Annotated in this window: 19 protein-coding genes; 4 read left to right on the top strand and 15 right to left on the bottom strand. The window is 40.6% G+C overall.

Annotation, left to right across the window (positions count from 1 at the left end):
- Window positions 1-14 precede the first annotated feature (14 nt).
- The 15 genes from ABMQ40_RS13860 to ABMQ40_RS13790 all read right to left on the bottom strand — a co-directional run bounded on the left by ABMQ40_RS13860 (window position 15) and on the right by ABMQ40_RS13790 (window position 14,720).
- On the bottom strand, window positions 15-1,076 hold the full coding sequence (locus ABMQ40_RS13860) for a beta-ketoacyl synthase N-terminal-like domain-containing protein (RefSeq protein ID WP_370900612.1): 1,062 nt from the start codon (window positions 1,074-1,076) through the stop codon (window positions 15-17).
- Window positions 1,073-2,272, bottom strand: a complete 1,200-nt coding sequence (locus tag ABMQ40_RS13855) for a beta-ketoacyl-[acyl-carrier-protein] synthase family protein (protein ID WP_370900610.1) — start codon at window positions 2,270-2,272, stop codon at window positions 1,073-1,075. Before ABMQ40_RS13855 ends, ABMQ40_RS13860 begins: the two co-directional genes overlap by 4 nt.
- A gap of 3 nt (window positions 2,273-2,275) precedes the next feature.
- Window positions 2,276-2,533: a phosphopantetheine-binding protein gene (locus ABMQ40_RS13850; protein ID WP_370900608.1), complete on the bottom strand. Its 258-nt coding sequence runs from the start codon at window positions 2,531-2,533 to the stop codon at window positions 2,276-2,278.
- A gap of 82 nt (window positions 2,534-2,615) precedes the next feature.
- Window positions 2,616-3,158 (bottom strand): 3-oxoacyl-ACP synthase, encoded by a 543-nt coding sequence (locus ABMQ40_RS13845; protein WP_370900606.1) that lies wholly within the window; start codon window positions 3,156-3,158, stop codon window positions 2,616-2,618.
- Between the two features lie 7 nt (window positions 3,159-3,165).
- The gene (locus tag ABMQ40_RS13840) at window positions 3,166-4,296 is read right to left on the bottom strand and encodes a beta-ketoacyl synthase N-terminal-like domain-containing protein (RefSeq protein WP_370900604.1); all 1,131 of its coding nucleotides are present in this window, start codon (window positions 4,294-4,296) and stop codon (window positions 3,166-3,168) included.
- Window positions 4,293-4,721 (bottom strand): acyl-CoA thioesterase, encoded by a 429-nt coding sequence (locus ABMQ40_RS13835; RefSeq protein ID WP_370900602.1) that lies wholly within the window; start codon window positions 4,719-4,721, stop codon window positions 4,293-4,295. Before ABMQ40_RS13835 ends, ABMQ40_RS13840 begins: the two co-directional genes overlap by 4 nt.
- Window positions 4,711-5,976: an ABC transporter permease gene (locus ABMQ40_RS13830; protein ID WP_370900600.1), complete on the bottom strand. Its 1,266-nt coding sequence runs from the start codon at window positions 5,974-5,976 to the stop codon at window positions 4,711-4,713. The genes ABMQ40_RS13835 and ABMQ40_RS13830 overlap by 11 nt, the downstream gene beginning before the upstream one ends.
- Complete coding sequence (locus ABMQ40_RS13825; RefSeq protein WP_370900598.1) at window positions 5,966-6,721, bottom strand: ABC transporter ATP-binding protein; 756 nt, start codon at window positions 6,719-6,721, stop codon at window positions 5,966-5,968. Before ABMQ40_RS13825 ends, ABMQ40_RS13830 begins: the two co-directional genes overlap by 11 nt.
- A gap of 1 nt (window position 6,722) precedes the next feature.
- The gene (darH, locus tag ABMQ40_RS13820; protein ID WP_370900596.1) at window positions 6,723-7,718 is read right to left on the bottom strand and encodes a BtrH-related acyltransferase DarH; all 996 of its coding nucleotides are present in this window, start codon (window positions 7,716-7,718) and stop codon (window positions 6,723-6,725) included.
- 59 nt (window positions 7,719-7,777) lie between these two features.
- Entirely contained in the window at window positions 7,778-8,182 is a 405-nt protein-coding gene (gene DarG / locus ABMQ40_RS13815) for a flexirubin biosynthesis protein DarG (protein WP_370900594.1), read from the bottom strand.
- 5 nt (window positions 8,183-8,187) lie between these two features.
- Window positions 8,188-8,628 carry a hotdog family protein gene (locus ABMQ40_RS13810; protein ID WP_370900593.1) on the bottom strand — a complete coding sequence of 147 codons (441 nt, stop codon included), beginning with the start codon at window positions 8,626-8,628 and terminating at the stop codon, window positions 8,188-8,190.
- A gap of 5 nt (window positions 8,629-8,633) precedes the next feature.
- Window positions 8,634-9,065: a hotdog family protein gene (locus ABMQ40_RS13805; RefSeq protein WP_370900591.1), complete on the bottom strand. Its 432-nt coding sequence runs from the start codon at window positions 9,063-9,065 to the stop codon at window positions 8,634-8,636.
- Window positions 9,065-10,204 (bottom strand): dialkylresorcinol biosynthesis protein DarB, encoded by a 1,140-nt coding sequence (gene darB / locus ABMQ40_RS13800; RefSeq protein ID WP_370900589.1) that lies wholly within the window; start codon window positions 10,202-10,204, stop codon window positions 9,065-9,067. The genes ABMQ40_RS13805 and darB overlap by 1 nt, the downstream gene beginning before the upstream one ends.
- 1 nt (window position 10,205) lies before the next feature.
- Entirely contained in the window at window positions 10,206-11,120 is a 915-nt protein-coding gene (locus ABMQ40_RS13795) for a dialkylrecorsinol condensing enzyme DarA (protein WP_370900587.1), read from the bottom strand.
- Between the two features lie 36 nt (window positions 11,121-11,156).
- Complete coding sequence (locus tag ABMQ40_RS13790) at window positions 11,157-14,720, bottom strand: MMPL family transporter (RefSeq protein ID WP_370900585.1); 3,564 nt, start codon at window positions 14,718-14,720, stop codon at window positions 11,157-11,159.
- 205 nt (window positions 14,721-14,925) lie between these two features.
- On the opposite strand from ABMQ40_RS13790, the gene ABMQ40_RS13785 reads away from it, so the two are divergent.
- From ABMQ40_RS13785 to ABMQ40_RS13770, 4 genes are all read left to right on the top strand, one after another.
- The gene (locus tag ABMQ40_RS13785; RefSeq protein WP_370900583.1) at window positions 14,926-15,999 is read left to right on the top strand and encodes a hypothetical protein; all 1,074 of its coding nucleotides are present in this window, start codon (window positions 14,926-14,928) and stop codon (window positions 15,997-15,999) included.
- Window positions 16,000-17,139: an EpsG family protein gene (locus ABMQ40_RS13780; protein ID WP_370900581.1), complete on the top strand. Its 1,140-nt coding sequence runs from the start codon at window positions 16,000-16,002 to the stop codon at window positions 17,137-17,139.
- 227 nt (window positions 17,140-17,366) lie between these two features.
- Entirely contained in the window at window positions 17,367-20,885 is a 3,519-nt protein-coding gene (locus ABMQ40_RS13775; protein ID WP_370900579.1) for a T9SS type A sorting domain-containing protein, read from the top strand.
- 135 nt (window positions 20,886-21,020) lie between these two features.
- Entirely contained in the window at window positions 21,021-22,169 is a 1,149-nt protein-coding gene (locus tag ABMQ40_RS13770; protein WP_370900577.1) for a hypothetical protein, read from the top strand.
- The last annotated feature ends 46 nt before the right edge of the window (window positions 22,170-22,215 follow it).

Raw genomic sequence — 22,215 nt, 5'->3', positions numbered from 1 at the left:
GCTGCGGTTTCCGGCTAGACCCTTTCCAGTATCATCAGGCTATGATCATTCCCTGCAAGGTGATTATAAAGAAGAATATTTTTAATCTCATCTTTTTTTACCGCATTGATCATCATTACATCAGGGATCTGTTGTTTTTTAAGGATGTGGCAGGCCATAAATGTGGAGAATCCGCTTGCCGTATTGAACTCACCGCTCAAATGTTTATAATATAATAACGCAGAACCCGGAAACAGCGCCATTGCTCTGGTATAATAAATATCAGATCCTGCGTCACCACTGAAGCCTAAAATCACGGCATCCACATCCTTGCCGGTAAGATGATTGGCTGATAAAAAGTCACGGATAAAATCGTGTACCTTATCCGGCTCCAGCCGGTTGATGATCCGGATATCCTTAAGCCTGGCATAAGAATTTCCGGTTTTATCTCTTCCTGCAACAAAAAAGCTTGCCCCTTCACCCCAGATCACTCCGTTCGTTGATGAATTGAGATGATCGGCCGGAAGATCCTTCGCTTTCTTAATAGTATTATTCAGGCGGTACAGCTCGATCGTCCTGTCCGTCTGTTCATCGGTAGAACCTACCAGAACATTTTCAGCCTCCCCGTTAATGATCTGGAGTTTGGCATCCAGAAATGAAAATTCCAGGGAAGAAGAAGTATTTACATAAGTAAAATTGTATGCATGGCACGCCAGGCTCAGTGCAATCTGTCCCGCAACGGTATTGTGTGTGGATTGGATGAAATAGGTAGGGGTAAGAAACTCCTCATTATTGGTAATCACATTTTTCAGAAACCTTTCCGAATCTTGGGAACAGCCCATTCCGGTGCCCACAATAATGGCGTCCGGCAGCTCTATTCCTGCTTCTTTCAAGGCATGATGAGAGGCCACAGAGCTCATTTTTACTGTTTTGGACATTCTCCTGATCATGGCAGGCGGAATGTATTCTTTGTAATTGGGTTCAATGGCATTTAAAACCTGAACTGAAGATTCAGATTTCAGATTGCTGAAAAAGTTCTCATTTAAAGTGTCCTGAGCCGAGATGCAGGCTGCACTGTTGATGTAAACCGTACTCATGCCTTTGAAAAAATTAAAGTGGAACAATTTCCTCCAAACCCGAAAGAATTGGAAAGCACATGCCGGATGGTCTTTTCTTTCAATAGGGTAACAGGAATAAGATCAAACTCCTCCATTTTGGTTGTAAAGTTCAGATTCGGGAAAATAAGATCATTCTGCATCGCCAGAATGGAAAATACCGCTTCCACGCCTGCTGCCGCGGCCAGGGTATGCCCTGTAAAAGCTTTCGTAGAGCTGAATTCGGGAACACCGTTTTCTCCGAAAATCCTGATCATAGCCACCCCTTCCGATAGATCATTATTGGGAGTTGCCGTTCCGTGAACATTAATATAATCTATATCTTCTTTTGCAAGTCCTGAAATTTTCAGCGCCTGCTGCATAGCAAGGTAGGCACCCTGTCCGTTCTCGGAAGAAGCGGTCTGGTGATGGGCGTCATTGGCATTGCCGTAACCTGAAAGATAGCCCAGAACTTTCTTATTTTCCCTTTCCACTACCTCATCGGATTCAAGGATCAAAAAGGCTGAAGCCTCTCCTAAGTTCAGGCCTTTCCTGTTCTGATCAAAAGGAGTATTATAAGAATCGGTAAGAATCATCAGGGTATTGAAGCCGTTGAGGGTAAATTTAGAAAGAGAGTCTGTTCCACCAACAATAACGCGGTCCAAAATACCGTTTTTTATCAGTTTCGCTCCCATCATAATGGCATTGGCTGCAGATGAACATGCCGTGCTGATAGTGGAGACCATACCCTCCAGGCCCAGGTAGCCGGCAACGGCAAGCGATGAATTTCCCGCATCATGAGCATTGATGAATTTCTGTTTTTCAGGGAAATCCTCGTAAGTGTAAAAATATTTTTCAGTAATGTCCATACCGCCTACACTGGTAGAAGATATTAAGCCGGTCCTGTATGCATTGATATCTTCAATCCCGGCATTTTCCACAGCTTCCCTTGCGGCGATCATGCCCAATAAGGCCGTTCGTGTGACATTTTTGTCTTCGGTAATCCCAAGCTTTTGCATGAGGCCCTCATTGGACCATTTTATCTCACCTGCCTTTAAAGCGCTGGCATGGCGGGTTTCAAACATTTCAATGTCTGAAATTCCGTGCCTGCCGTTCTTCAGGGAAACGAAACTTTCCTCCACATTGTTTCCAATAGAAGATATGATGCCCATTCCCGTTATGGCAACCTGACGACCCATTGATTATTTTGTTCTGTTTTCTTCAATAAATTTTGACATGGTATCGATAGACTGAAAAATTTCTTTTCCTTTTTTAGGATCAGATAATTTTATTCCGTAATCTTTATCAAGAAGAACAATTAATTCAAGAGCATCGATAGAATCAAGCCCCAGACCCCCTCCGAATAACGGATCCGAATCTTTAATTTCTTCAGCAGAAATGTCTTCAAGATTAAGTACTTCAATAATTTTGTGCTTCAATTCGATCTTTAAATTTTCCATAAGATGATTTATTATGTATCCATGTGCCAGTGTATGAATGTATCAGTATTATACAAATGGATGGTAATACATTGTTATATTTTTATAAGGTTAGCAAATATACAAAAGCTTTATAACTTTCCTGATAGAGTTCCGTCCAGCCACATAATACTTTTTCCGCTTTTCCCGACAATAAGATCTGTTCCGCATAGCTGTTTAAAAAATGCTCGTCAAAGTCATCCAGCACAAAGAATGCGTTCTCTGTCTGCATTTTGTGCCTGATGCTTATTTCTCCTATACAAATGTTAGGCAAAGTATATACAAAAACAGCGGGGCTCGGGAAATAATTCTCTTGTGAGTTTATACTGGCCTGATATTTATGATCAGTGTCCAGGCTTGAAGATCTGTTGGACAGAATAAGCGCTGTCCTGCTGTTGTCATTATTGTTCAAAAGCGGTTCGGCAGCCAGGAAGGCAAGCTTGCTGAGGTGATCCATTTTATGGAATTTCGGATAGTTGAGATCCAGATTCTTATAAGCCGCTTTAGCAAATTCCGCAAAGGTCTTTTCATGGCTTTCAAAGATAATTCCCCCGTTTACCGTTATTCTTGAATTTTCTATGGTACAGATATCGGTTTTCTTCATCATCTCCATTTTAGCATTTTTCTAAAACAATGGCTGCATTGCATCCTCCGAAACCTGAAGCCGTTTTCAGTATACGGATGATCTCCGCAGACCGGTTTTCTTTAATGATATTCAGAGACTGTGAGGTTCCCGGCTCTTCGAAGTTTTTAGAGGCAATTAAAATATTGTTTACGGAGCTTTCCACGGAAATAATACTTTCCAGCAAGCCGGAAGCTCCCAGACAATGCCCGTAAAAGCCTTTCAAACTGTTTAAAGGAATATCCTGTAAGCCCATTCTGTTGAAGGCAATTGCTTCCATCTCATCATTATACAGCGTTGCGGTTCCGTGAGCCGAGATAAAATCGATCTTTTCAGGTAATATTCCTGCTTCTGACATGGCATTTCTTATGCTGGCGTATAAACCGTCGCCTGTTCTTGAAGGACCTGAAATATGATTGGCATCATTGATGGCGGAATCTCCTGATATCCTGAATCTGAATCTGTCACTATCAGATGGGGAAGCGGTGATATAAGCTGCCGCTGCCGCCTCGCCGATATTGATTCCCTTTCGGTTTTTATCGTAAGGTCTGCAAGGTTCTGTGCCGATAGCCTGGAAAGAGTTGAAACCTGAAACTACAAACTCTGTTACCTCATCTCCGGCAAGTACAAAAGCATCTTTGTATTTTCCTGCCCTGATCATATTTTTGGCAACTGCCATTGCCATTACTCCTGAAACGCAGGCATTGGAAATGACAATAGGTTGCGTTTGAAATCCGAAGAAACGGGCGATCTTTTGTGCTAATCTGGAAAGGTAAGCTCCTTCCGGTAGGGTGGCCTGGTTTTTTAATAAGCTGATATTTCCTTTCGTTGTAGATAAAATAAAAGCCGTTTCCCCGGAAACGGGATGCCTTTCAACCAGAGGTTTCAGGCATAATAAGAGCATTTTTTCCAATCTTGTGAAACCGGGATCTTTAAAATGGGCATTAAATTCCCTGTCCAGTTTTTCAGAATCTATTACCGAAGTATAGAACGGCTCCTGACCTTCAATGACCTTTTGTAACGCAACTCCTGATTTTCCCTGCAGAAGGGCATCCCAGTTGGAAGCGATTTCCAGCCCCAAAGGGGTGACACAATTATGATCCGTTATATAAGCCTGATTCATGATAGTCCCATTTTATCTTTCCAGGATTGAAAAAAATCAGGATTATACAGGCACAGGTTCCCTTCGCTGTCTAAAAAGACCTGAACGGTCTCACCACTGCAGACCAGTTTGTTATCCTGATTGTAAAGTTCGTATCTGTAAATCAGTTTTGCAGACGAAGAATTTACAAATGTCGTTACAATTTTAAAGGTCTCCCCATATTTCAGAGGAAGGAAGTGCTCGCAGGTACTCCTGACAATAGGAGTTACATATCCTGCCTTCTGAATATCAAGGTAGGTAAGGCCATGCTTTCTCCCGAAAGCTTCCCTGCCATCTTCAAAGTAAACGATGTAATGGCCATGCCAGACAATTCCCAGGGGATCTGTCTCATTGAATCGCACCCTTACTTCCTCGGTACAACTTAATATATTTTCCTTAGACTGCATTTTGTTTTCTTTCGTAAAAAATGGAAATAGAGACCATTGCAATATAAAATAAAAATAATAAAACAAGCTCTTTGGCCACGTTCCCGATGCCGGTGTTCCTTAAAATGATATCATAGTAAGCATTCAGGCCCCAGTTCATGGGTGAAAACCGGGCAATATGCTGCATAAATTCGGGCATCAGAAAAACCGGGACCCAAATCCCCCCGATGGCTGCTAAAACCACTACGGAAGTAGCTCCGAAAGGGGCTGACTGCTCCTGGGTGTCGGCAACGGTACCCAGCAGGATCCCAAAACCAATGGCAGCCAATCCTGCAAACAGGGTTACAATAAGGAGGTGGAACATTTTTCCTGAAACATCAAACGCCGGCAGATCCATATAGGGAAAAAGATAAATCCCTACGGCCACCATCAGCAAAAACTGGATGATGCAGATGATGAGGTACGTAAAGGTCTTTCCTAAAATGTGAATGAAATATGGGGTGGGGCTTACCCTTACCCTTACGCTGGTTCCCTGGCTTTTTTCTTTAACCAGGTTGATAGATAAAGGGACAACGATAAAGAAGATCGCAAAAAGTGTCCAGGCAGGAACATTATGCTGAACAGAGTTCGGGATGACTTCAATATCATTTTTTTTAGGGGTAATTTCTTTGAAGCTGATCAGGTTTTTATTTTCTTCAAGATTTTCGGTAGTTCCCAGCTGATCCTGAAAGGCTTTGTAAATCTTTTTATTCTCAATTTCAAAGATCATTTTATTAACGGAGCTCATGACGGAATTTTTGAATCCGGCATTGGTGGCAGGGTCAAAATAAAGATGAATTTCTTTGGCTTTTGATGCCGTCTTTTGAGTTGTCGCCGAATCCATCTCCAACCCGAATGAGCTAACAATTTTCTGGACTTTGGAATCAATGTCGGCATTTAAATCTTGGGTTAAATTTTCCGGAATGACAATGGCCATCTGATAGTCTCCTGAAAAAACCGCCTGCTGTGCAGATCTCTCATCAAAATCTGTCAACAGCCGGAAGCTCTTGCTGCTCTCCAGCTCCTGTTTTATGCTCCTTGAAACTTCAGACCGGTCCTTGTCTATGAAAATGACGGGGACTTTTGAGCCTTCAAGGTTTTTAAAGGTAGAGTCCTGAATTAAAGTAATAGTTACGATGAGCAGCAACGGCATTACGAAAATAATAACTATGCCACCGATGTCCCGCTTGAGCAGCAGGATTTCCTTGATAAAGCTTCTCCACAGTTTATACCACATCTCTCAATTCTTTTCCGGTTAATGAAATAAAAACATCTTCAAGGTTCTCCGCATGGTCAGTTTGTGCCACAAGCTCTTGTGGAGTTCCTACCGCATGGATTTTTCCTCCGTCAATAATGGCAATCTTCGTACAAAATTCTTCTGCTTCCGAGAGGTGATGTGAAGTATAGATAATGCAGGTTCCATTGTTATTCAGTTCTTTAAGAAAATCAATGATGACTTTTTTAGACTGAACATCAACGCCTACGGTAGGTTCATCCAGGAAAAGAACCTTGGGATTATGTAAAGTCCCTGCGATAAGATTGCAGCGGCGTTTCATTCCGCCTGAAAACTGTTCCACCTTTTTATCGGCAAATTTTGAGAGTCCCACTATCTCCAGAGATTCATCGATGGCTTTGTGAAGCGCTTTATGCTTTAAGCCATATAAGCTCCCGAAAAACGTCAGATTTTCTTTTGCGGTAAGGGTAGGGTAAAGCGCATATTCCTGAGGAACAATCCCGATGATCTGCTTTATTCTGAAACTGTCTTTCCGGGGAGACAATCCGTTGATTGTAAATTGTCCTGCAGTAGGCTTTATCAATCCGGAAAGCATGGAAATCAATGTGGTTTTCCCGGCTCCGTTAGGCCCCAGTATTCCGTAGATCTCATGCTGATCAATATCCAGGGAGATATCATTTACAGAAAACTCCTCAGAATTTTTATATTTTTTATAAAGGTTCTTTATTTCGATCATATATTCCGCCATATCAGATCGCTTTTTTCAGTTTCTTATAAAAAGCTTCTTCCAGATCAGCAATATGAAGCATGGTTTTTGAAAGCTCCTGGTAGATATTGCTTTTAGAATTTCTGTTTTTGTAAACGCGGGCGATATCCACTGCAAAATCTCTCCACAGATCACCAATCATGGTTATTTCCTTGGAAAGCTCTCTCAGCTGTTCATTTTGAAGAATATCCGCCGCTTCCTGCAGGAAAGCCCCGTATATAAACCTGAAGCCGCCACCTCCGGTCCCGATTTCCTCCTGCATTCTGATGAGCTGCCCGAGATAATGATTAGTCACTTTCGTCCCTTTTTTTTCTGCCCATTTAGGAATGCTTTTCGCAACCCATCTTATTGCTCTCACTCCAACGATAGGAACCGGAGCCAGCATGTTTTTACAGGTATCTTTGATCCCTTTCCTGATAGGTTCCTCTAAATTGATGTTATCCGGAATATGAACAGGATAGTACATATGGCCTTTCGGCGGGAGGGCCCCCTTCGCATATCTCACCTTTTCCAGCTCGGCTTCGGAAAGGGATGTCACATAATCCATTACAGGGTCGCTGATCAGGAATTTCCCGTTCTCTTTTCCATATACCACCAGGTTATGAGCGTTGAAGTGGAACTTATATTCTTCAGGGAAATAGGTGAGATTGAAAACTCCTACCTGAAGTCCTGTGGGAATATTGTTTTCCAAATTTCTTTCCAAGGCTTTCTGGGCCTCTTTGGGATCCGAGAATTTTTGCCTTTTAATTTTTATTCCCAGTCTTTTGGCTGCTTTGCTGAAAATGGTACCTGGCATCGGCCGGTAGCTGAAGCCGGGAGCAAAATTTACTTTTAAAAAAGGCAAATACACAAAAAACAATCCGGAACCGATCCCGAAGATCATAGGTTCACTTATTTTCAGGCCTTTATTGAGCAATAGATTAGAAGCAACACCGTTTTCACAATGTGCGGTCTGATGGTGTTCAAAATTAAGTTTCATCAGTAATTTTCATTTTTTCCTGGTCTCATGGTTTGGCTTATGGTCTTCAAGCATTCCATTTATTTCCCGTCGAAGTTCTTTAATTCATCTACTGAAATTCCAAATGCATCGGCATATTTTTTCAGCACGGTTTCGTTTAGTGTTTTAAATATTTTAGGTTTGGCATGTCTTTTCACTCTCCACTTCCACATCCCAACATAGGCTGCCAGCACGCTTAGGTCCATTTTATTCAGCTCCATAAAATAAATAATGGGGCTTACAATGTTTTTAGCCACATTATTCTTTGCTTCCTGTATCCTTTCACTGATCAACTCCATGGACTCATCCAGGGCTGCTTTTTTAGCTTCCCAACCGATGCTGTTTGCCGTAGTATAGTTGTCATTTTCATCCATCACATACAATACTTCAGTCATATTTGCTGATTTCAGGTTGCTCTCATCCTGAGGAAGATCTTGCTTTTTCATCTGTTTTATTGTTTTATTTTCTGGATAAACAAATTGATTTCTGCTCTTATCAATAACGTGTCGTTATGAAAGGTTTCGCAAAAGATATTGCAGATGTTTTCAAATTGAGAGATCAGGGATGCTTTCGAAATGATCTTGGCGCCTACTTCCGGAAGGGAAAAAATCTCGATTTTTTTAATATTGGTGATGAAGCCGATTACCCTGGTGTCTGTATCAGGATCTTCAAAAAAGCTCTGCCCTAAAATGGCAGAACAGGTCTGGGCAAGGTTTTCAATCAGCCCGGCTTCTACAAATTCGTTATTATGGACAAAAATATTATCCTCCAGGATATCAAAGGAAGTTATCACCCTGTCTTTCGTCAGCTCCAGAATATAGTCTGCCATCAGCATCGGTTCACGATGAGGCAGGTAATTGTGTATGTTGATATTATCTTCCCTGATTTCCATTACAATTATTTTATAACAGTTTTCATCTGAGACCTTGCGATAACCTCATTATTGAGTTTTGTGACAACATCTACCAGCGTTACTCCCATGATCTCACTCAAAATTGAAACCTCTGTTTTTAGCCTGCTGCCAACATCCGGCAGCTTTTCGGTATCAAAGGATTTAATGGCGCCAATATATCCTGTGGGCGCTTCTTTACCCAATAAATAATATTTGTAGCCCGTATGCAGTGCCACACTCTGGGCCTGATGCTCAATGATCCCGGAGGCCTGGAAAACTCCGTCCTGCACGAAAATGTTGTCTTCCCTGATCTCAAAGCCTGATACAAGATGGCTTTCTGTATATTCTGAAAGCTCATGTACCATGACAAAAGGAGATCTCTGTGGAATCAGGCTTTCCACGAAGCTTTTGTCGGATGTAGGCAGCTTGTTCTCCATCAGCAAACCGTTAGCAATGCACAGGAATAGGCGAATCTTCCGCTTTCAGGCACACACAGAAGCACTTTTTCTCCTTTCTTCAGCTTTCCTGAGTTCATGAGTTCTTCCAGGGCAATGAAAATAGAGCCGGCACCGATATTTCCTACTTCCGAAAGGTTGTAATACCATTTTTCCCAAGGGAAATCCATTTCTTTTTTTGCAAATTCTTCTTTCAGCCCTTCTTTAAAATACCCTGAAGAGATATGGGCCAATACATGGTCTATTTTCTCAGGGTCTAATTGGTGCTTGTCGAAAGATGCCCTCAGACTTTCGGCACCTTTCACCAGAATATACTGATCCAGAAGTTTGGTGTCCTGCTTCAGTGCGAAGATAGACTGCTTCAGCCATTCATCGGAAGGATAATCTGCCCAAGATTTCAGGCTTCCGTCTTCCTGTTTTTCGCAGCCGGCATACATGCAGGCTTCGATTTCATGAGCATAGGAATAAAAGTCTATGAATTCTATTTTTAAAGAAACGCTGTTTTCCCGCGGCTTATTTTCCAGCAGGAAGGCTCCGGCACCGTCGGAAAGCATCCATCTTAAGAACTCTCTTTTGAAGGCAATGATAGGCCTTTCTTCCAGGAGCTTTAAGTTCTCTGCCTCATGATTGAACTTATCAGCCGTCATCCATGCCGAAAACCGTTCGGATCCTGCGCAAACTGCGTTTTGCTTTACTCCTGCCTTTACCGAAAGGAAGCCATAGTTCAGGGCATTCATCCCGGAATTGCAAAGGCCTGTTGAAGTGTTGATCTCTATGGATTTTCCTAAATTCAGTTCTCCATGCACCATTGATGCGTGGGATGGCTGGATCTGGTCAGCAGACGTGGTTCCGCAGGACAATAGTTCCATATTCTCTTTTCTGAAATTATTATCAAAAAGTCCTTCAATGGCTTTGGCGGTAATCTGGGCATTGGTATGCGTAGGCTTGCCGCTCTTGTCCAAAGCGTAATACCTGGTTTTTATTTTGTTATTTCTTAAAATTAAGGCTCTTGCCTTGGAGGGAGCATCATTTACGAGACCGAGGTATGTTTCCATGTCTTCATTGGAAACCGGATCGTTAGGCAGGTATGTTGAAGCTTTTGTTATAAATACGTCGTACATTCTATTTTAAATTAATTCCTTGTAAATATTCTTTTTCTCTTTGTCTTTTAGACCTCAAAATAGGTGCCAGCAATATATGAAATACCAGAACAACCGGTGAAATGATCCATATTGCCGCCATCAAATATACCTTGAAAAATTTTATAAGCAACGGCCGCTTCTCTTTTTTTCTGATAATAAGATTTGACCATACGGTGAAAATTTTGTTTCCTACCTTTTCCACTCTTACCAGGAAAGGCCGGATTTCAACGGCTCCGTTTTTCACCAGGTCCGGTTGCAGGGTATCCAGATCATTGTTCCTAAAATGCCTTTCAATGATCTCCCCGTATTTCACCGAGCCGGCAATCTCTTCATCAGAAACGCCTGCTGCCGGTAAGATCCCGGATTTTTCCTTCTGCCCGGTAGTAAGCCAGCGCAAGATTGTCAATACGCTGGTGTAATTGTCATGCCTGTCAACCAGGGCTATATTTCCTACGAGCTTAGCCTTAAGATCCCTTAAGTATACTTTAAGCTTTTCCTGGGAAAGCATCCACATGTTTCTTGTTCCTGAAACGGTAACAACAGGTGTGTCTTTCAGGATGCCCTCCGCATAGCCGCTTTTCAGGAATGAGATAACGGGAATGGAAGGCGTCAGATACCAAACCTGATAACCAAAGATGATAAGATCATATTTTCTCTTCATGATCTCTTCGGAGGGAGGAAAGATCTCTCTCGGGATCTGCAGGTAAGATTCCGGGAAGGTATCGAAAAAAACATCACCGGGCCATGGAAAAGGAAAATCTTCTTTCAGCCGGATATTATAATAAGAAACATCATACGTTTCCTTCCTGTCTTCAAAAGGCCTGGCTATATTTTTCACAATATCTTCCAATTGGCCGGTTTGCGAATAATATATGATCAATACATTTTTTTTCATTATATCTTTTAGTGTTACAAAAATATACTTTTAGATTTAATTGTTTTTCCTGAAGATTTTTATTGTCCCTGAATCCGATTCCAGGGTATAGCCTTCCTTAAGGAAGGTATTGTCAGTATTCAGGAAGATGACCGTCTGCGGCAAAGATAGGTTGCTGATATCGAACCCCTTGTCTGAAATCAGAAGAACGTCTATTGCCTTATTCACCTCTGAAAAGCCTTTTATATAATTTAACTTCCTTTTTTTGACCAGATAATTCTGTTCTGCAACTTCTCTTTTTTCTTCATCCTTAATAAGGCTGAATATTGTTCTTCCGGCCTGGTAGAGGCTAAGCAGGATATCTTTTTGCCCAAAATCGTCAGCAATATGCAGGATATTCGCATTTCCGGGAATATGCCTGTTTAGTTCGAAGTAAACGGATTTGTTGGCATTGAAATCATCTTTTACTTCTTTTACAACCTCATTCTCCTTATAAAGGAAGCTTAGGAATAATTTCTTTTTAAAGTAATCCTCATCTTCAAGCTCATTTTTAAGCTCTGCAAACTGTTCTCTGAAATAGGCATTTATTTTTTTTGTCCTTTCAGAATACCGGGAGCCAAAACGGAGGTCATCTTTAGGGATCCTGTCACCCACTTTTATTGTAATGCTTCCGTCGTAAATAATAAAATCCCCTTTGGGCAGTACTTCGGAATTTCCGTGAATGTAAAGCGGTAAGATATCCAGTCCGAATTCTTCGGCCAGGTAAAATGCACCTTTATGAAATCTTTTGATGTCATTGGTATAAGAACGTTCAGCTTCAGGGAAAACCATAAGTGAATATCCCTGGTCTACTTTTTCCTTTAATTTTTCCATTCCGTTTTCAATACCCTGCGATACGGGATAGGAGCCCAGAGCTCTCACCATTTTCCCGAAAATGGGAGACTGATATACCCAATCATTCACCAGATACACAATTTTATGCGTGGTCATGGCAACGGCAAGAGTATCTAAAAAAGAGGTATGGTTTGCAATGATCACGGCAGGTCTGCTGAAGTCCTCCTTTATATTTTTAATCACCTTTTTCTTTACAAATGGATTGGTAAACAGTACCGAAGTTAAAAACCGGGCTATAAATAATTTTATAAATTCCAGGGTTTTTCCTTTTGATTTTTTGACAAAAACACTGCCGAAAATAGAAAACAGAAAACCGCCCAGCCCATAGTATAGGAATGAAAGAATGGAATGCAGGAATAATCTGAAGGTAACCGGTGAAAGGCCCTTCTTAGCCCTGTTGATAATTAAAAACCTGAACCAGAACGGATATAGCGTTGAGGTAATGATGATCACGGAAAACATTCCTATCAGGGCAACCAATGCCAGAGAATGTAACGCCGGATGTTTAGCGAAAATTAAAGAGCCTATTGAAAGGATGGTGGTGAAAACGGCCAGCAGGATGGAAACCCTGTAGGTAGGGAGTTCGTTTTTACCTGTTGTATGCTCCTTTTGCATGGCCTTCGTGAGAAAGATACTGAAATCATCCCCTACACCAAATACAAGAGTACAGACCACAGTGCTGAAAATATTTAATTCCAGTCCCAGAAAATATAAAATCCCTGCTGTAACGACTCCTGTTAATACAATCGGGAACATTGTGAGAACGGTAAGCTCAAAGTTCCTGAAAAAAACAATTATGGTTAAGACGATTGCCAGCAGTGAATAATTGATCAAGGTATTAAAATCCTTTTTTAAAAGGCCTAAAAAGTTCTCATTCATTTGCTGGCGGTCAATAGCCAGAGCCTCATGTTTTTTTTCAACGTCTTTAATGAAAGCGTTCCTTTTGGTCTCATCCACCTTCACGATATTGGAAACAGTGTAGAATCCTTTTTCATTACTAAGAAATTCGGATATCTGCAATGCTTTTACCTTTTCATAATCTTTCAGGTTTAAGGGAGAAAAGTTTTTGTTCAGGATCTGTTGAAAATGGTCAAATGCAGAGCTGTTGAATCCGAACTTGTTCCCATTGCTGATCAATTCAGCTACAGTACGGTCTTTTTTATTACCGTCCCAGAATTTTTTCCAGGCTTCAATTTTATTTTGCTGGTCCTTTTCCGACAAGACCACGTTTCCGATGGAATTATAGCTTAAAATTTTCCCTTCCCTCTTCTCCTTTTCCAGAAAAGTGCTCAGCCGGGAATTTCTTGTGAGTGCTTCCTCCTCCGAGTTGCCGTAAGCGATCGTGTAAATGGATTTTGAAGTGATGTCCGAAAGCTTTTGAAGTTTGGTCTCACTGATTTTTAATTCCTTCGGAATATAATTCAGATCTCCTATATCTTCATTGAAGCCTACATGCCTGAACCCGAACAGGCAGGCAATGATAATGACGGAGCACCCGAAAATCAAGGGTTTATTCTTTTCATACGGATAGGAGCCGATCCGGTCTATGAAATTGGTATTCAGCTTTTGTTTTTCTTTTGGGTGGTAAAGCTGCGGGACGATAATCAATGCGGTAACTGATGAAAGAATCACCGTGATGGCCGCAAAAAGCCCCAGATCTTTGAGAGCTTCGGAACGCACAAAAACCAGGCACAAAAAAGAGACCGCAGTGGTGGCGCTGCTCAATATGATGGGCTGGGTGATCTCCTTATAGAGCTCTTCAATATCATTGTTATGCTTATAGTGGGTGAGAATGTGCAGGGCATAGTCTATCGTGATCCCGATCAGGATGGCCCCCACGCTTAATGAAATAGCAGAAATCCTGTCCTTGATGAAATATAAGACAAGCAGGGCAAGCAACACAGAAAAAACGGTGGGCAGGAAAACAATAACGGGAGTGAAAAAGTTTCTGAAATAATAGATGAGTAAGGCCAGGAGTACAGTCATTGAGATCATTACCGTATTCCGGATGTCTTTTTTAATCTGCTTGGCATTGGCTACGGCAATTACCGGCGAGCCGAAATAGCTTAGCTCTGTCTTGCCTTTGAACTGCCTGTTAAGATTGTCTTTAATTTCGTTGAGCCGGTCTATAAAAGCCTCATTGCTTTTGGTATCATTGCTTTTATTTTTTGGATCTATGAAAAGCAACAGGTTTTTTCCGTCCCTGGTAACGATATAGTTGTCTTCAAGCCTGAAATCTTTGCTGATATTTAAAGCATTTAACTTCCTGATTCCCAAAAAAGTGATTCCCAGCGGATCTTTTTTGATAAATTCCTTGGTAACCAGACTTGTTGGGGAAACCAGCGATATGTAATTGTTTTCTACCTGTCTGGCAATACTGTCTTTCTGGAGTTTTCCTTCAATTTCCCTGTAGTCATTCTCATTAAGAAACAAAGGAAGATTCCGGTTAACGAAATCGAAGGTTTCAGAAATCTCGTTATCATTTATCCTGCCCTGGATACTGCTGATGTACTGTTTTAAGGGCTCTGTTTTTTGTAAAAAGACATCGGCCGTTTCTGATAGCTGAAAGTTTTCTTCTGGGGATCTGTTTTCAATGATAACAATGATCTTATCTGAAAAATTAAGCTGTTTGAGGACCTTTGCGGTGAGATCAGATTTTTCATTTTTGGGAATAATCTGATTGATGTCTTCTTCAAAATTGATTTTTGAAGCAAAAAATCCGCACAAAACGGCAATTCCTAACGCAAAAATTGCAGAAAGAATCCGGTTTTTAGATATAAGATGATATAAAATTATAAAGAAGCGGTGCATTGCATTGTAAAATCAAGTGTGCAAATTTAATTTTTTCAGTATTAGTTCAAAACTTTTGGCAGATAAGTTTTGGCTGAAAATCAATAAAATATTCTAGGTAGAATGAAAAAAACTTATACTTTTGCAAAAGTTCCCCATTGATGAAAAGCATTTTAAAAGCAAAAAACTCTTAAGTAAAGGAACTTTGGATTTTGTTATGTTTAAAATATTTGATGAAAAAATTAACGGGCTTTTATTTGTAATAATTTTCCCTTTCCTGCTTTTTTTTATGTCCTATTATGGGTTTGAATCTTCCTATGTAAGATGGAAATACCTGGAAAAAGCTCCTGACTTCATATTCACTTCTGTATATGCATACAGGATAATTCCCAATTATCTGAGCGTACATGTGACCAATGTAGTGACTTATATGGTAGACAATCATCTTTCCTTTATAAAAGGTTTTCTTCTTAAAAGCGGAACTTTATTTTATCACAGTACTTTTTTGATCAACAGTTTTTTTTTCCTGCTGTCCTCCGTTGTTTTAGATGCTGTTCTCAGGCTCAAGCCTGTTGAATTGCTTCTTAATACCAATGTCAGAAGGCTGGTGCATCTGCTGGGGATATTTTTTTTGGTGATCGTGCAATATGTGCCTACCAACTGTGACTCCATTGCCGTTTTCTTTTACCTGTGGGGGGTGTGGTTTACATTGAAGTATTTACAGGACAGAAAACCGGCAGATCTTATCTCATTGAGCATCGTTATATTCATTTCAACATTTGTAAGGGAAACGGCCTGTCTTAATATTGCTTTCTTTGGATCCATCTTCATCGATCTCAAAGAGCTGAAAAAGAAAAATTTCGCATCCGTTAAGGAGGTTCTGTTTTTAGTGATGGCCTATGCCCTGCCATACACATTCCTCAGGACCGTTATCCCTCAGCAGGCTTCTTTTTTTGAGGGAATATACCTGGTTAAAAACTTTACGAGCCCTTATAACCTTGCCGGATTGCTGTTTGGAGGGATCAGCCTTTATTTCACCTGTACGCTGGCTAATGCCGAAAGCAGAGCCATTATCGGAAAATATTTGTTTTTCTCTCTACCTTACCTTGTGATGATCACAGTGGTCGGGCTTTTCTGGGAGACAAGGCTGTTTATTCCGCTCATCCTTACAGGAATTGTAGTTGCTTCATATCAGTTTAAAAAATATTACGCCTAAATGAGTTTATTACACCCATATTTTATCATTGCGATTATCTACATGCTTATTTTCAGCTTCCGGGAAGTTTTTTATGGAAAGGTTGATAAGAAATGGCTTTGGTTCCTGGGGATATATCTGATAATACTTGCCGGGCTCCGTGATAATGTAGGCCCGGATTTTGGGAGTTATAAGGGGATCTATATTTATTCTGATACCAAATATTATATATCCATTTTCTTAAAGGCGCTTTCAATAGACGGCCCTCAGCCTATGGAGCTCGAATGGCTGTTTGTATTGATCAATAAGGTATTACTTAATATTTTTGATGCTCCATTCTATATGCTGACGCTCGTCATTGCCATATTGGCTGTCTTTTTTAAGGTGGAATATACCAATGATAATACTTTTTACCCTTTTACTTTCATGCTGTTTATGTTTATTCCGGGGTTTTTTATTGGGGAAAGCGGCCAGATCAGACAGAATCTGGGCTCATTTATCGCTTATTTCGGCATAAGGTTTATAAAAGAAAGAAAGTTGTGGGCTTATCTGATATGTATTTATCTGGCTGCGGGAATCCATAATGTCTGCTATATTTTCCTTCCTATGTACTGGCTTGTACGGATCCCTCTGAGTAAAGCGGTAATGCTTTTCCTGATCATTACCTCTGTATTTTTGTCACCGTTCGAAGTGTACCGGCAGTTTGGAGATTTCTTAAATAATATAGCATCAGATAACACTCTGGCCATAGGCTTTAACGGATACATGGATGAAACTACAGAAAGATTGAACGGAGCCATCGGTATTCCCGAGATTATGATGGCGATTCTCACCTTTTTCCTTTTTACCTTTGATACCAAGATGAAAGAAAGGTTCCCTTATTATGAATACCACAGGGCTTATGTAGTAATAGGAATCTGCTTATATTTTATCTTCAGAAACAACCCTATTTTCTCTTCAAGGCTGGCGGGAGCATTCATCGGATTTTCTTATATCATTATTCCAAACGCTATGTATGTGGTTTCCCATAACACGAAGAAAGCGATATACAGCTTTATAATAGCGCTGGTTATCTTCAATTTTGTAGTGTTCTCAAGCTTTAAGAATATTATAGGAGGCCGTTTTACCTTTGAGCTTTATAACAATCACCTCCTGCCTTAAAAGCCTTTACAATAGACATTAATGAAGGACATCATGAATGCTGCCCTTCATAACTCATGTCTCAATTCTATATATAATCAGATGTTATTTTGTTATGCATAAATATTTAAGGTTAAATTATTATTTGATTAAACGATTTATTTGTTAATTATTAATAAAATAAATCGTTTTTTACTTATGTGGGCTTAAATGTTGTATTGGCATTAGCAAACATCAAACTTAAGGATATGAAAAAATTAGTACGAAAATTAATGGCAATATTTTGCCTGGTCCCGATCAGTATGTATTCAAGAAGCAATTTAGATACGGAAGACCTCATCAGACCCAAGGAAATATCAGCATCACATCTGATACAGTCAGACTCTTTGATCAAGACCCCGCAAAAAAACATTCAAAAAGAAATCAATATCAGTAAAAAATCTATTAATTCAGACAATTCCAAGTCGTTACAAACCCTGACCTCCAGAGAAATTCCCCCGGACTGGAGCAAAGCTCCCAACAGCTATATATTTGATCCCGCGCAAAGCAGCGATGGGCTGTATATACCTGTCAGGAAAGCTTATGTAATGTGGGAGAATGATAAGTATATAGGAGGGGCGGCCATTCCTCAGGGAAAGGTTTCCGCTGATGTATTATGGGAAGACGTTCCGGGGCTGATAAGATCCGGAACCGGATATGCTCTTGAGATCCAGGATTCCGGGATCAATGCAAAAATCAAGGTCCCGGTCAATAAAGCTAAAAAGGGGAATGCTGTAATAGCTTTCAGGGTAAATAATGAAATTTTCTGGTCGTGGCATGTCTGGGTAACGGATGATCCTACCAATGGTTCCACATATAAAAGTTATCCCGGTGTAAAGAGACAGAGGAGCAACGGGGTGATTGAGGTGATCCCTGATTCCGACTGGGGATGGATGGACAGGAATTTGGGAGCTGTAGGAAATACCATCACCGGAACAGAATGGAACCGGAATGGGGGACTGCTTTATCAATGGGGAAGAAAGGATCCCATACCGCCATTGGTATACAGAGGGGACGATTTTTATGAAGTGTCAGGCTCTATAGGAAGGGTAAGGCATAGAGGAGCCAAGAATTTCACCAATGCAATAAACATTGATCATCTCAGAAAATTTGTATTGCTGTCAAACGCTACAGTAACTAATAATATAAGACTTTCTGTAAAAAATCCCTTAAGCCTTATTTATGTAAATAAAGATGATAATTCCGGTCTGGCTTATTATAACAATAATGCCAATCTGCTTGTCAACTGGTTCGGGAAATCTCCTGACTTGAAAGATAACCAGCTTACGGAGCTCAATCTGTGGTCAGATAACTCCATGGGAATGATCAGTACCGATTATAACAGTGACAGTAATGCCCGGCCATACCGGGACAAGTCCCCTTATGATCCTTGTCCGAACGGCTGGCGCCTTCCCTCAGTGCTGGTGGCTAACTTAGCCTCACCTGATTATACGGATGATATCAGAATCGATTATTCACCTTTTGGGGTCCGGACAAGCATTGGAAAAAATGTATTTGAAGCCAATAACTACCATAAGATAAAACCTGTTGATGCCGGAGTTCCGGGCTTTATGACCGGATTCAGGGTATATCCTAACTTTGGCTTTGATCTGTCCCAGGTAGGAGGTTTTAATATGGGAGTCTTCCCGGGTACAGGCGGTATATCTGTCCTGGCACAGCAGGGGCAATATACGGATCAGCATCAGACCGCTTTATGGACGGCCACCATGGTCAAGCAGTTTGATGCTACACCTGCAGTGGGAGCAAGGTCATTATTTATGATCCCGGATAAAGGGCAGCCTGATATTCCGGACCCGGGTTTCCCGGATGTGCAGGGAAGATACTGGTATTTTCCTTTGGCAACGAATATGACCTCCGATGCTAACGGATGCAGATGTATAAAAGACCCTTTATATATTGTCAATAATTATGACTTTCCCACAGAGTATTTATCAGAAACAACATATCTGGAGGGGCTTAATGATCCCAATACCTATCAGGCTGTAAAACGGAACTCTTTATTTACGATTACAATTCCCGTAAGCAAGGCATTCTCTGTGCAAAGTCAGCTTCTGAATAACACAGAGATATTGAACACGGCAAGCTTTAATAATTTAAAGGCCAATGTTCTCTGGACAACAAATACAGGCCTGATCAATAAGATCTCAGTAATTAACCCCTCGCCAGCTTCCCTGGCCGGTATTTCAATGTCCCGGATTTTAGTTATAATAAACCCTAACCAAAGCGGAAATGCCGTTGTAACCCTGCATAACGGAAGTATCTCCAATCCCGTTTACTGGAGCTGGCATATCTGGATAACGGATACTCCCATAGGTTCTTACCAGTATACAACGGAGCTTCCGGTGACATCCGTTACTAATTACGTTAATTATGTGAATAAAGCAGACAATGTTTTCCAGACGGAGTTTATGGATAGAAACCTGGGAGCAACTGATGCCTTCCCTATAGTGGCGAACCCGCTTAGCCCCACAAGTGCCGAACTGGCAAAAATAAAAGCTTCAACAGGGCTGCATTATCAGTGGGGAAGAAAAGACCCTTTACCCGGCTTCCAATATGCAGATGACAGAACATACTACAATATTTATCTGGGAAACGTTACAGCAAGCGGAACAACAGTTTATACAACATTATCAGCCAGCACTTATAATAATTTGAACGGGAACTATATTGTGCCCTATAATACTTACACCAACTCCGCCAATGCTAATGTATTGGCTACGGATAAAGTCTCCGATAAGATTTCAAAAGTTTTATCCTATTCTGTAAAAAATCCTCTGGTTTATATGATCCCGAGCACCTTTGCTCCTTATAACGCCTCTGTGCCCGGTTATACGAATGGTACAGACTGGTTGTCCAATGAGCCCAATTTAGCGTATGACCGATGGGGAAGAGGCGGGCAGAAATCCCCTTTTGATCCGTGCCCCGAAGGCTGGAGAATACCTGATGTGACAGGGGTTGCCATCTCTTCAGACAGAGACTTTGGGTTAACGCCATGGTATAAAAAAGATAAAAAAGTAGCCACTTCCTATAGCGTTCTCACAGATTATTTAGGGCTCAGGGTAAGGAGAAGCGCAACCTATAGCTACACAATAGGCTATACCTTCAATGTGCAGTCTTACCATGTCGGGAATTATCCCAATTCAGGATCCAGGGGATTCAGAAGTGTGACCGCCAATCAAACCCCTTCCGGAACCTTTAATTTTATTAATTTCCAGTATCCGGGGGTATGGACGGATGCATTGAATTCAAATTACATCGGAAGACCGATAAACCTTATTTTTGATGCTGCATCCAGTGCGAACCGTATGATAGTATTTCATGATAATAATGATCCGTATTTTGCTATGAGCTGCCGTTGTGTAAAGATAAAATATGATGCTAACGGAAATGAAGAGGGAGTGATTCCAAAATTTCCCGTAACTTCCCTCCCCGCAGCAAAAGAAGCACGTCTGTTGAGTCCGGATGCCTTTAAGGAAATCGTAAAAGAAGATAAGATATCCCTGTTTCCGAATCCTGTGAAAAGCATATTATATATTGATGCCGATCAGGCCAGGGGTTATTTCTATCAGATTTATAATATGTCCGGTCAGCTAGTGAAAGCCGGAGAATTTGAAAACGGGCAGACCAATGTTTCCGCACTGGTGTCAGGAACCTATCTGGTAAGAATTAATGATTCAAAAACCATGATAAAAATCATTAAAGAATAATAACAGCCTTAAAAGAGAGATAAATAGTGCTTGTGTTTTTAAATTTCATAATTTTGGTTGCTGCTAAAAGAATGGAAAAATAAAGCAAAGCCGTTTATTTCTCTTTTGTTTTTAGAATCAAACTTTAAACACATTATGAGGCCAGAAAAAATTGTACAATATTTTAACATCAAGATCTTTATTTATTTCCTTATTGTTGTAACAGCTGTTTATACCCTTGCATTTACTCTGATCTATAACCTTAAAGATGATGGCTATATTCTTGCCGACTGGCTGATCAACTACGAGGACGGGGGCTTTAAAAGGAGAGGGCTGTCCGGAAGCTTCTTTTTTATTTTGCAGGATCTGACCGGGTTCAGGCTGAATTATCTTGTGTATTTTGTTCAGTTTTCAATTATTTCACTGTTTTTTTTCTTTTATACAAAATTGATACGGGATAAAATGACAGACCTTTTATATTTATCCCTGTTATTGTCTTCAATAGGTTTTGTAGGGCTCTTAAATACAGTGACCTATGTAGGGAAAAAAGAGTTCATTGTGTTTTTCCTGTTTGCCTGGTTCGCCTGCTTACTGGATAAAGACAGGCTTTCAGCATATAAGGAATACCTCTTCTGTATCCTTCTTTGTATAAGTACGTTACTGCATGAAGTGACTGTTTTTTTTGTTCCTTATTTCGCAATTGCACTGTATGTGAAAACGGGGCGGCTGGAATATAAAAGATACGTCAAATACTTTTTGGCTGTTGGTGTGCCGGCCGTCATAATTTACGTATTCGGCAAGAACGTGAATGAAGGGATGTCTCTGGAAATCCTCAACCAGAGGGGAGTTCATCCTACCTACGGGATTTTCTACTGGAACATCAACGAGAGAGATTATATTCAACAGCATATTGATGAATACAGGCTTTATTTCCTGAGCCTGGCGATCAGTATGTTTCATATAGGATATTATTTAAAGTTTCTAAACAACCGAAAGGTTTTATCTATTTTGCTGATCGGAGCATTTTTATACTCGTTTCCATTATTTTACCTGGCCATAGACTGGGGACGCTGGATGTACATCCATATGATGCTGCTCATTGTGCTATTTGCTTTACTGCTGAGGAAAGGTGATTCGGCTTTGGCTTATGAACCGATAGTGATAGACCGGAAATTTTATATCACATTGTGCATTATTATTCTGTCTCTGATCTACAGGGTTGAAATGTCCGGAAAAGGATTTACCTTCCAGGGAATCATCTACAGGGTTTTTGTTGCACCCATGGAATTATTAAATAAAATGTAATTCTAAAAAGTATATTATAAAAAAACTTTACTTTTGCAAAAATTTT

It is taken from the genome of Chryseobacterium gossypii, assembly GCF_041361455.1.
Taxonomy (GTDB): domain Bacteria; phylum Bacteroidota; class Bacteroidia; order Flavobacteriales; family Weeksellaceae; genus Chryseobacterium; species Chryseobacterium gossypii.
The sequence above is the reverse complement of the archived record's forward strand: the minus strand, read 5'-3'. Positions and strand labels throughout refer to the sequence as shown.

Excerpts from the sequence above, each read along its gene's own strand:
- ABMQ40_RS13860 (WP_370900612.1), bottom strand. The coding sequence starts at position 1,076 with ATGAGTACGGTTTACATCAACAGTGCAGCCTGCATCTCGGCTCAGGAC.
- ABMQ40_RS13855 (WP_370900610.1), bottom strand. The coding sequence starts at position 2,272 with ATGGGTCGTCAGGTTGCCATAACGGGAATGGGCATCATATCTTCTATT.
- ABMQ40_RS13850 (WP_370900608.1), bottom strand. The coding sequence starts at position 2,533 with ATGGAAAATTTAAAGATCGAATTGAAGCACAAAATTATTGAAGTACTT.
- ABMQ40_RS13845 (WP_370900606.1), bottom strand. The coding sequence starts at position 3,158 with ATGATGAAGAAAACCGATATCTGTACCATAGAAAATTCAAGAATAACG.
- ABMQ40_RS13840 (WP_370900604.1), bottom strand. The coding sequence starts at position 4,296 with ATGAATCAGGCTTATATAACGGATCATAATTGTGTCACCCCTTTGGGG.
- ABMQ40_RS13835 (WP_370900602.1), bottom strand. The coding sequence starts at position 4,721 with ATGCAGTCTAAGGAAAATATATTAAGTTGTACCGAGGAAGTAAGGGTG.
- ABMQ40_RS13830 (WP_370900600.1), bottom strand. The coding sequence starts at position 5,976 with ATGTGGTATAAACTGTGGAGAAGCTTTATCAAGGAAATCCTGCTGCTC.
- ABMQ40_RS13825 (WP_370900598.1), bottom strand. The coding sequence starts at position 6,721 with ATGGCGGAATATATGATCGAAATAAAGAACCTTTATAAAAAATATAAA.
- darH (WP_370900596.1), bottom strand. The coding sequence starts at position 7,718 with ATGAAACTTAATTTTGAACACCATCAGACCGCACATTGTGAAAACGGT.
- DarG (WP_370900594.1), bottom strand. The coding sequence starts at position 8,182 with ATGAAAAAGCAAGATCTTCCTCAGGATGAGAGCAACCTGAAATCAGCA.
- ABMQ40_RS13810 (WP_370900593.1), bottom strand. The coding sequence starts at position 8,628 with ATGGAAATCAGGGAAGATAATATCAACATACACAATTACCTGCCTCAT.
- ABMQ40_RS13805 (WP_370900591.1), bottom strand. The coding sequence starts at position 9,065 with ATGGAGAACAAGCTGCCTACATCCGACAAAAGCTTCGTGGAAAGCCTG.
- darB (WP_370900589.1), bottom strand. The coding sequence starts at position 10,204 with ATGTACGACGTATTTATAACAAAAGCTTCAACATACCTGCCTAACGAT.
- ABMQ40_RS13795 (WP_370900587.1), bottom strand. The coding sequence starts at position 11,120 with ATGAAAAAAAATGTATTGATCATATATTATTCGCAAACCGGCCAATTG.
- ABMQ40_RS13780 (WP_370900581.1), top strand. The coding sequence starts at position 16,000 with ATGAGTTTATTACACCCATATTTTATCATTGCGATTATCTACATGCTT.
- ABMQ40_RS13775 (WP_370900579.1), top strand. The coding sequence starts at position 17,367 with ATGAAAAAATTAGTACGAAAATTAATGGCAATATTTTGCCTGGTCCCG.
- ABMQ40_RS13770 (WP_370900577.1), top strand. The coding sequence starts at position 21,021 with ATGAGGCCAGAAAAAATTGTACAATATTTTAACATCAAGATCTTTATT.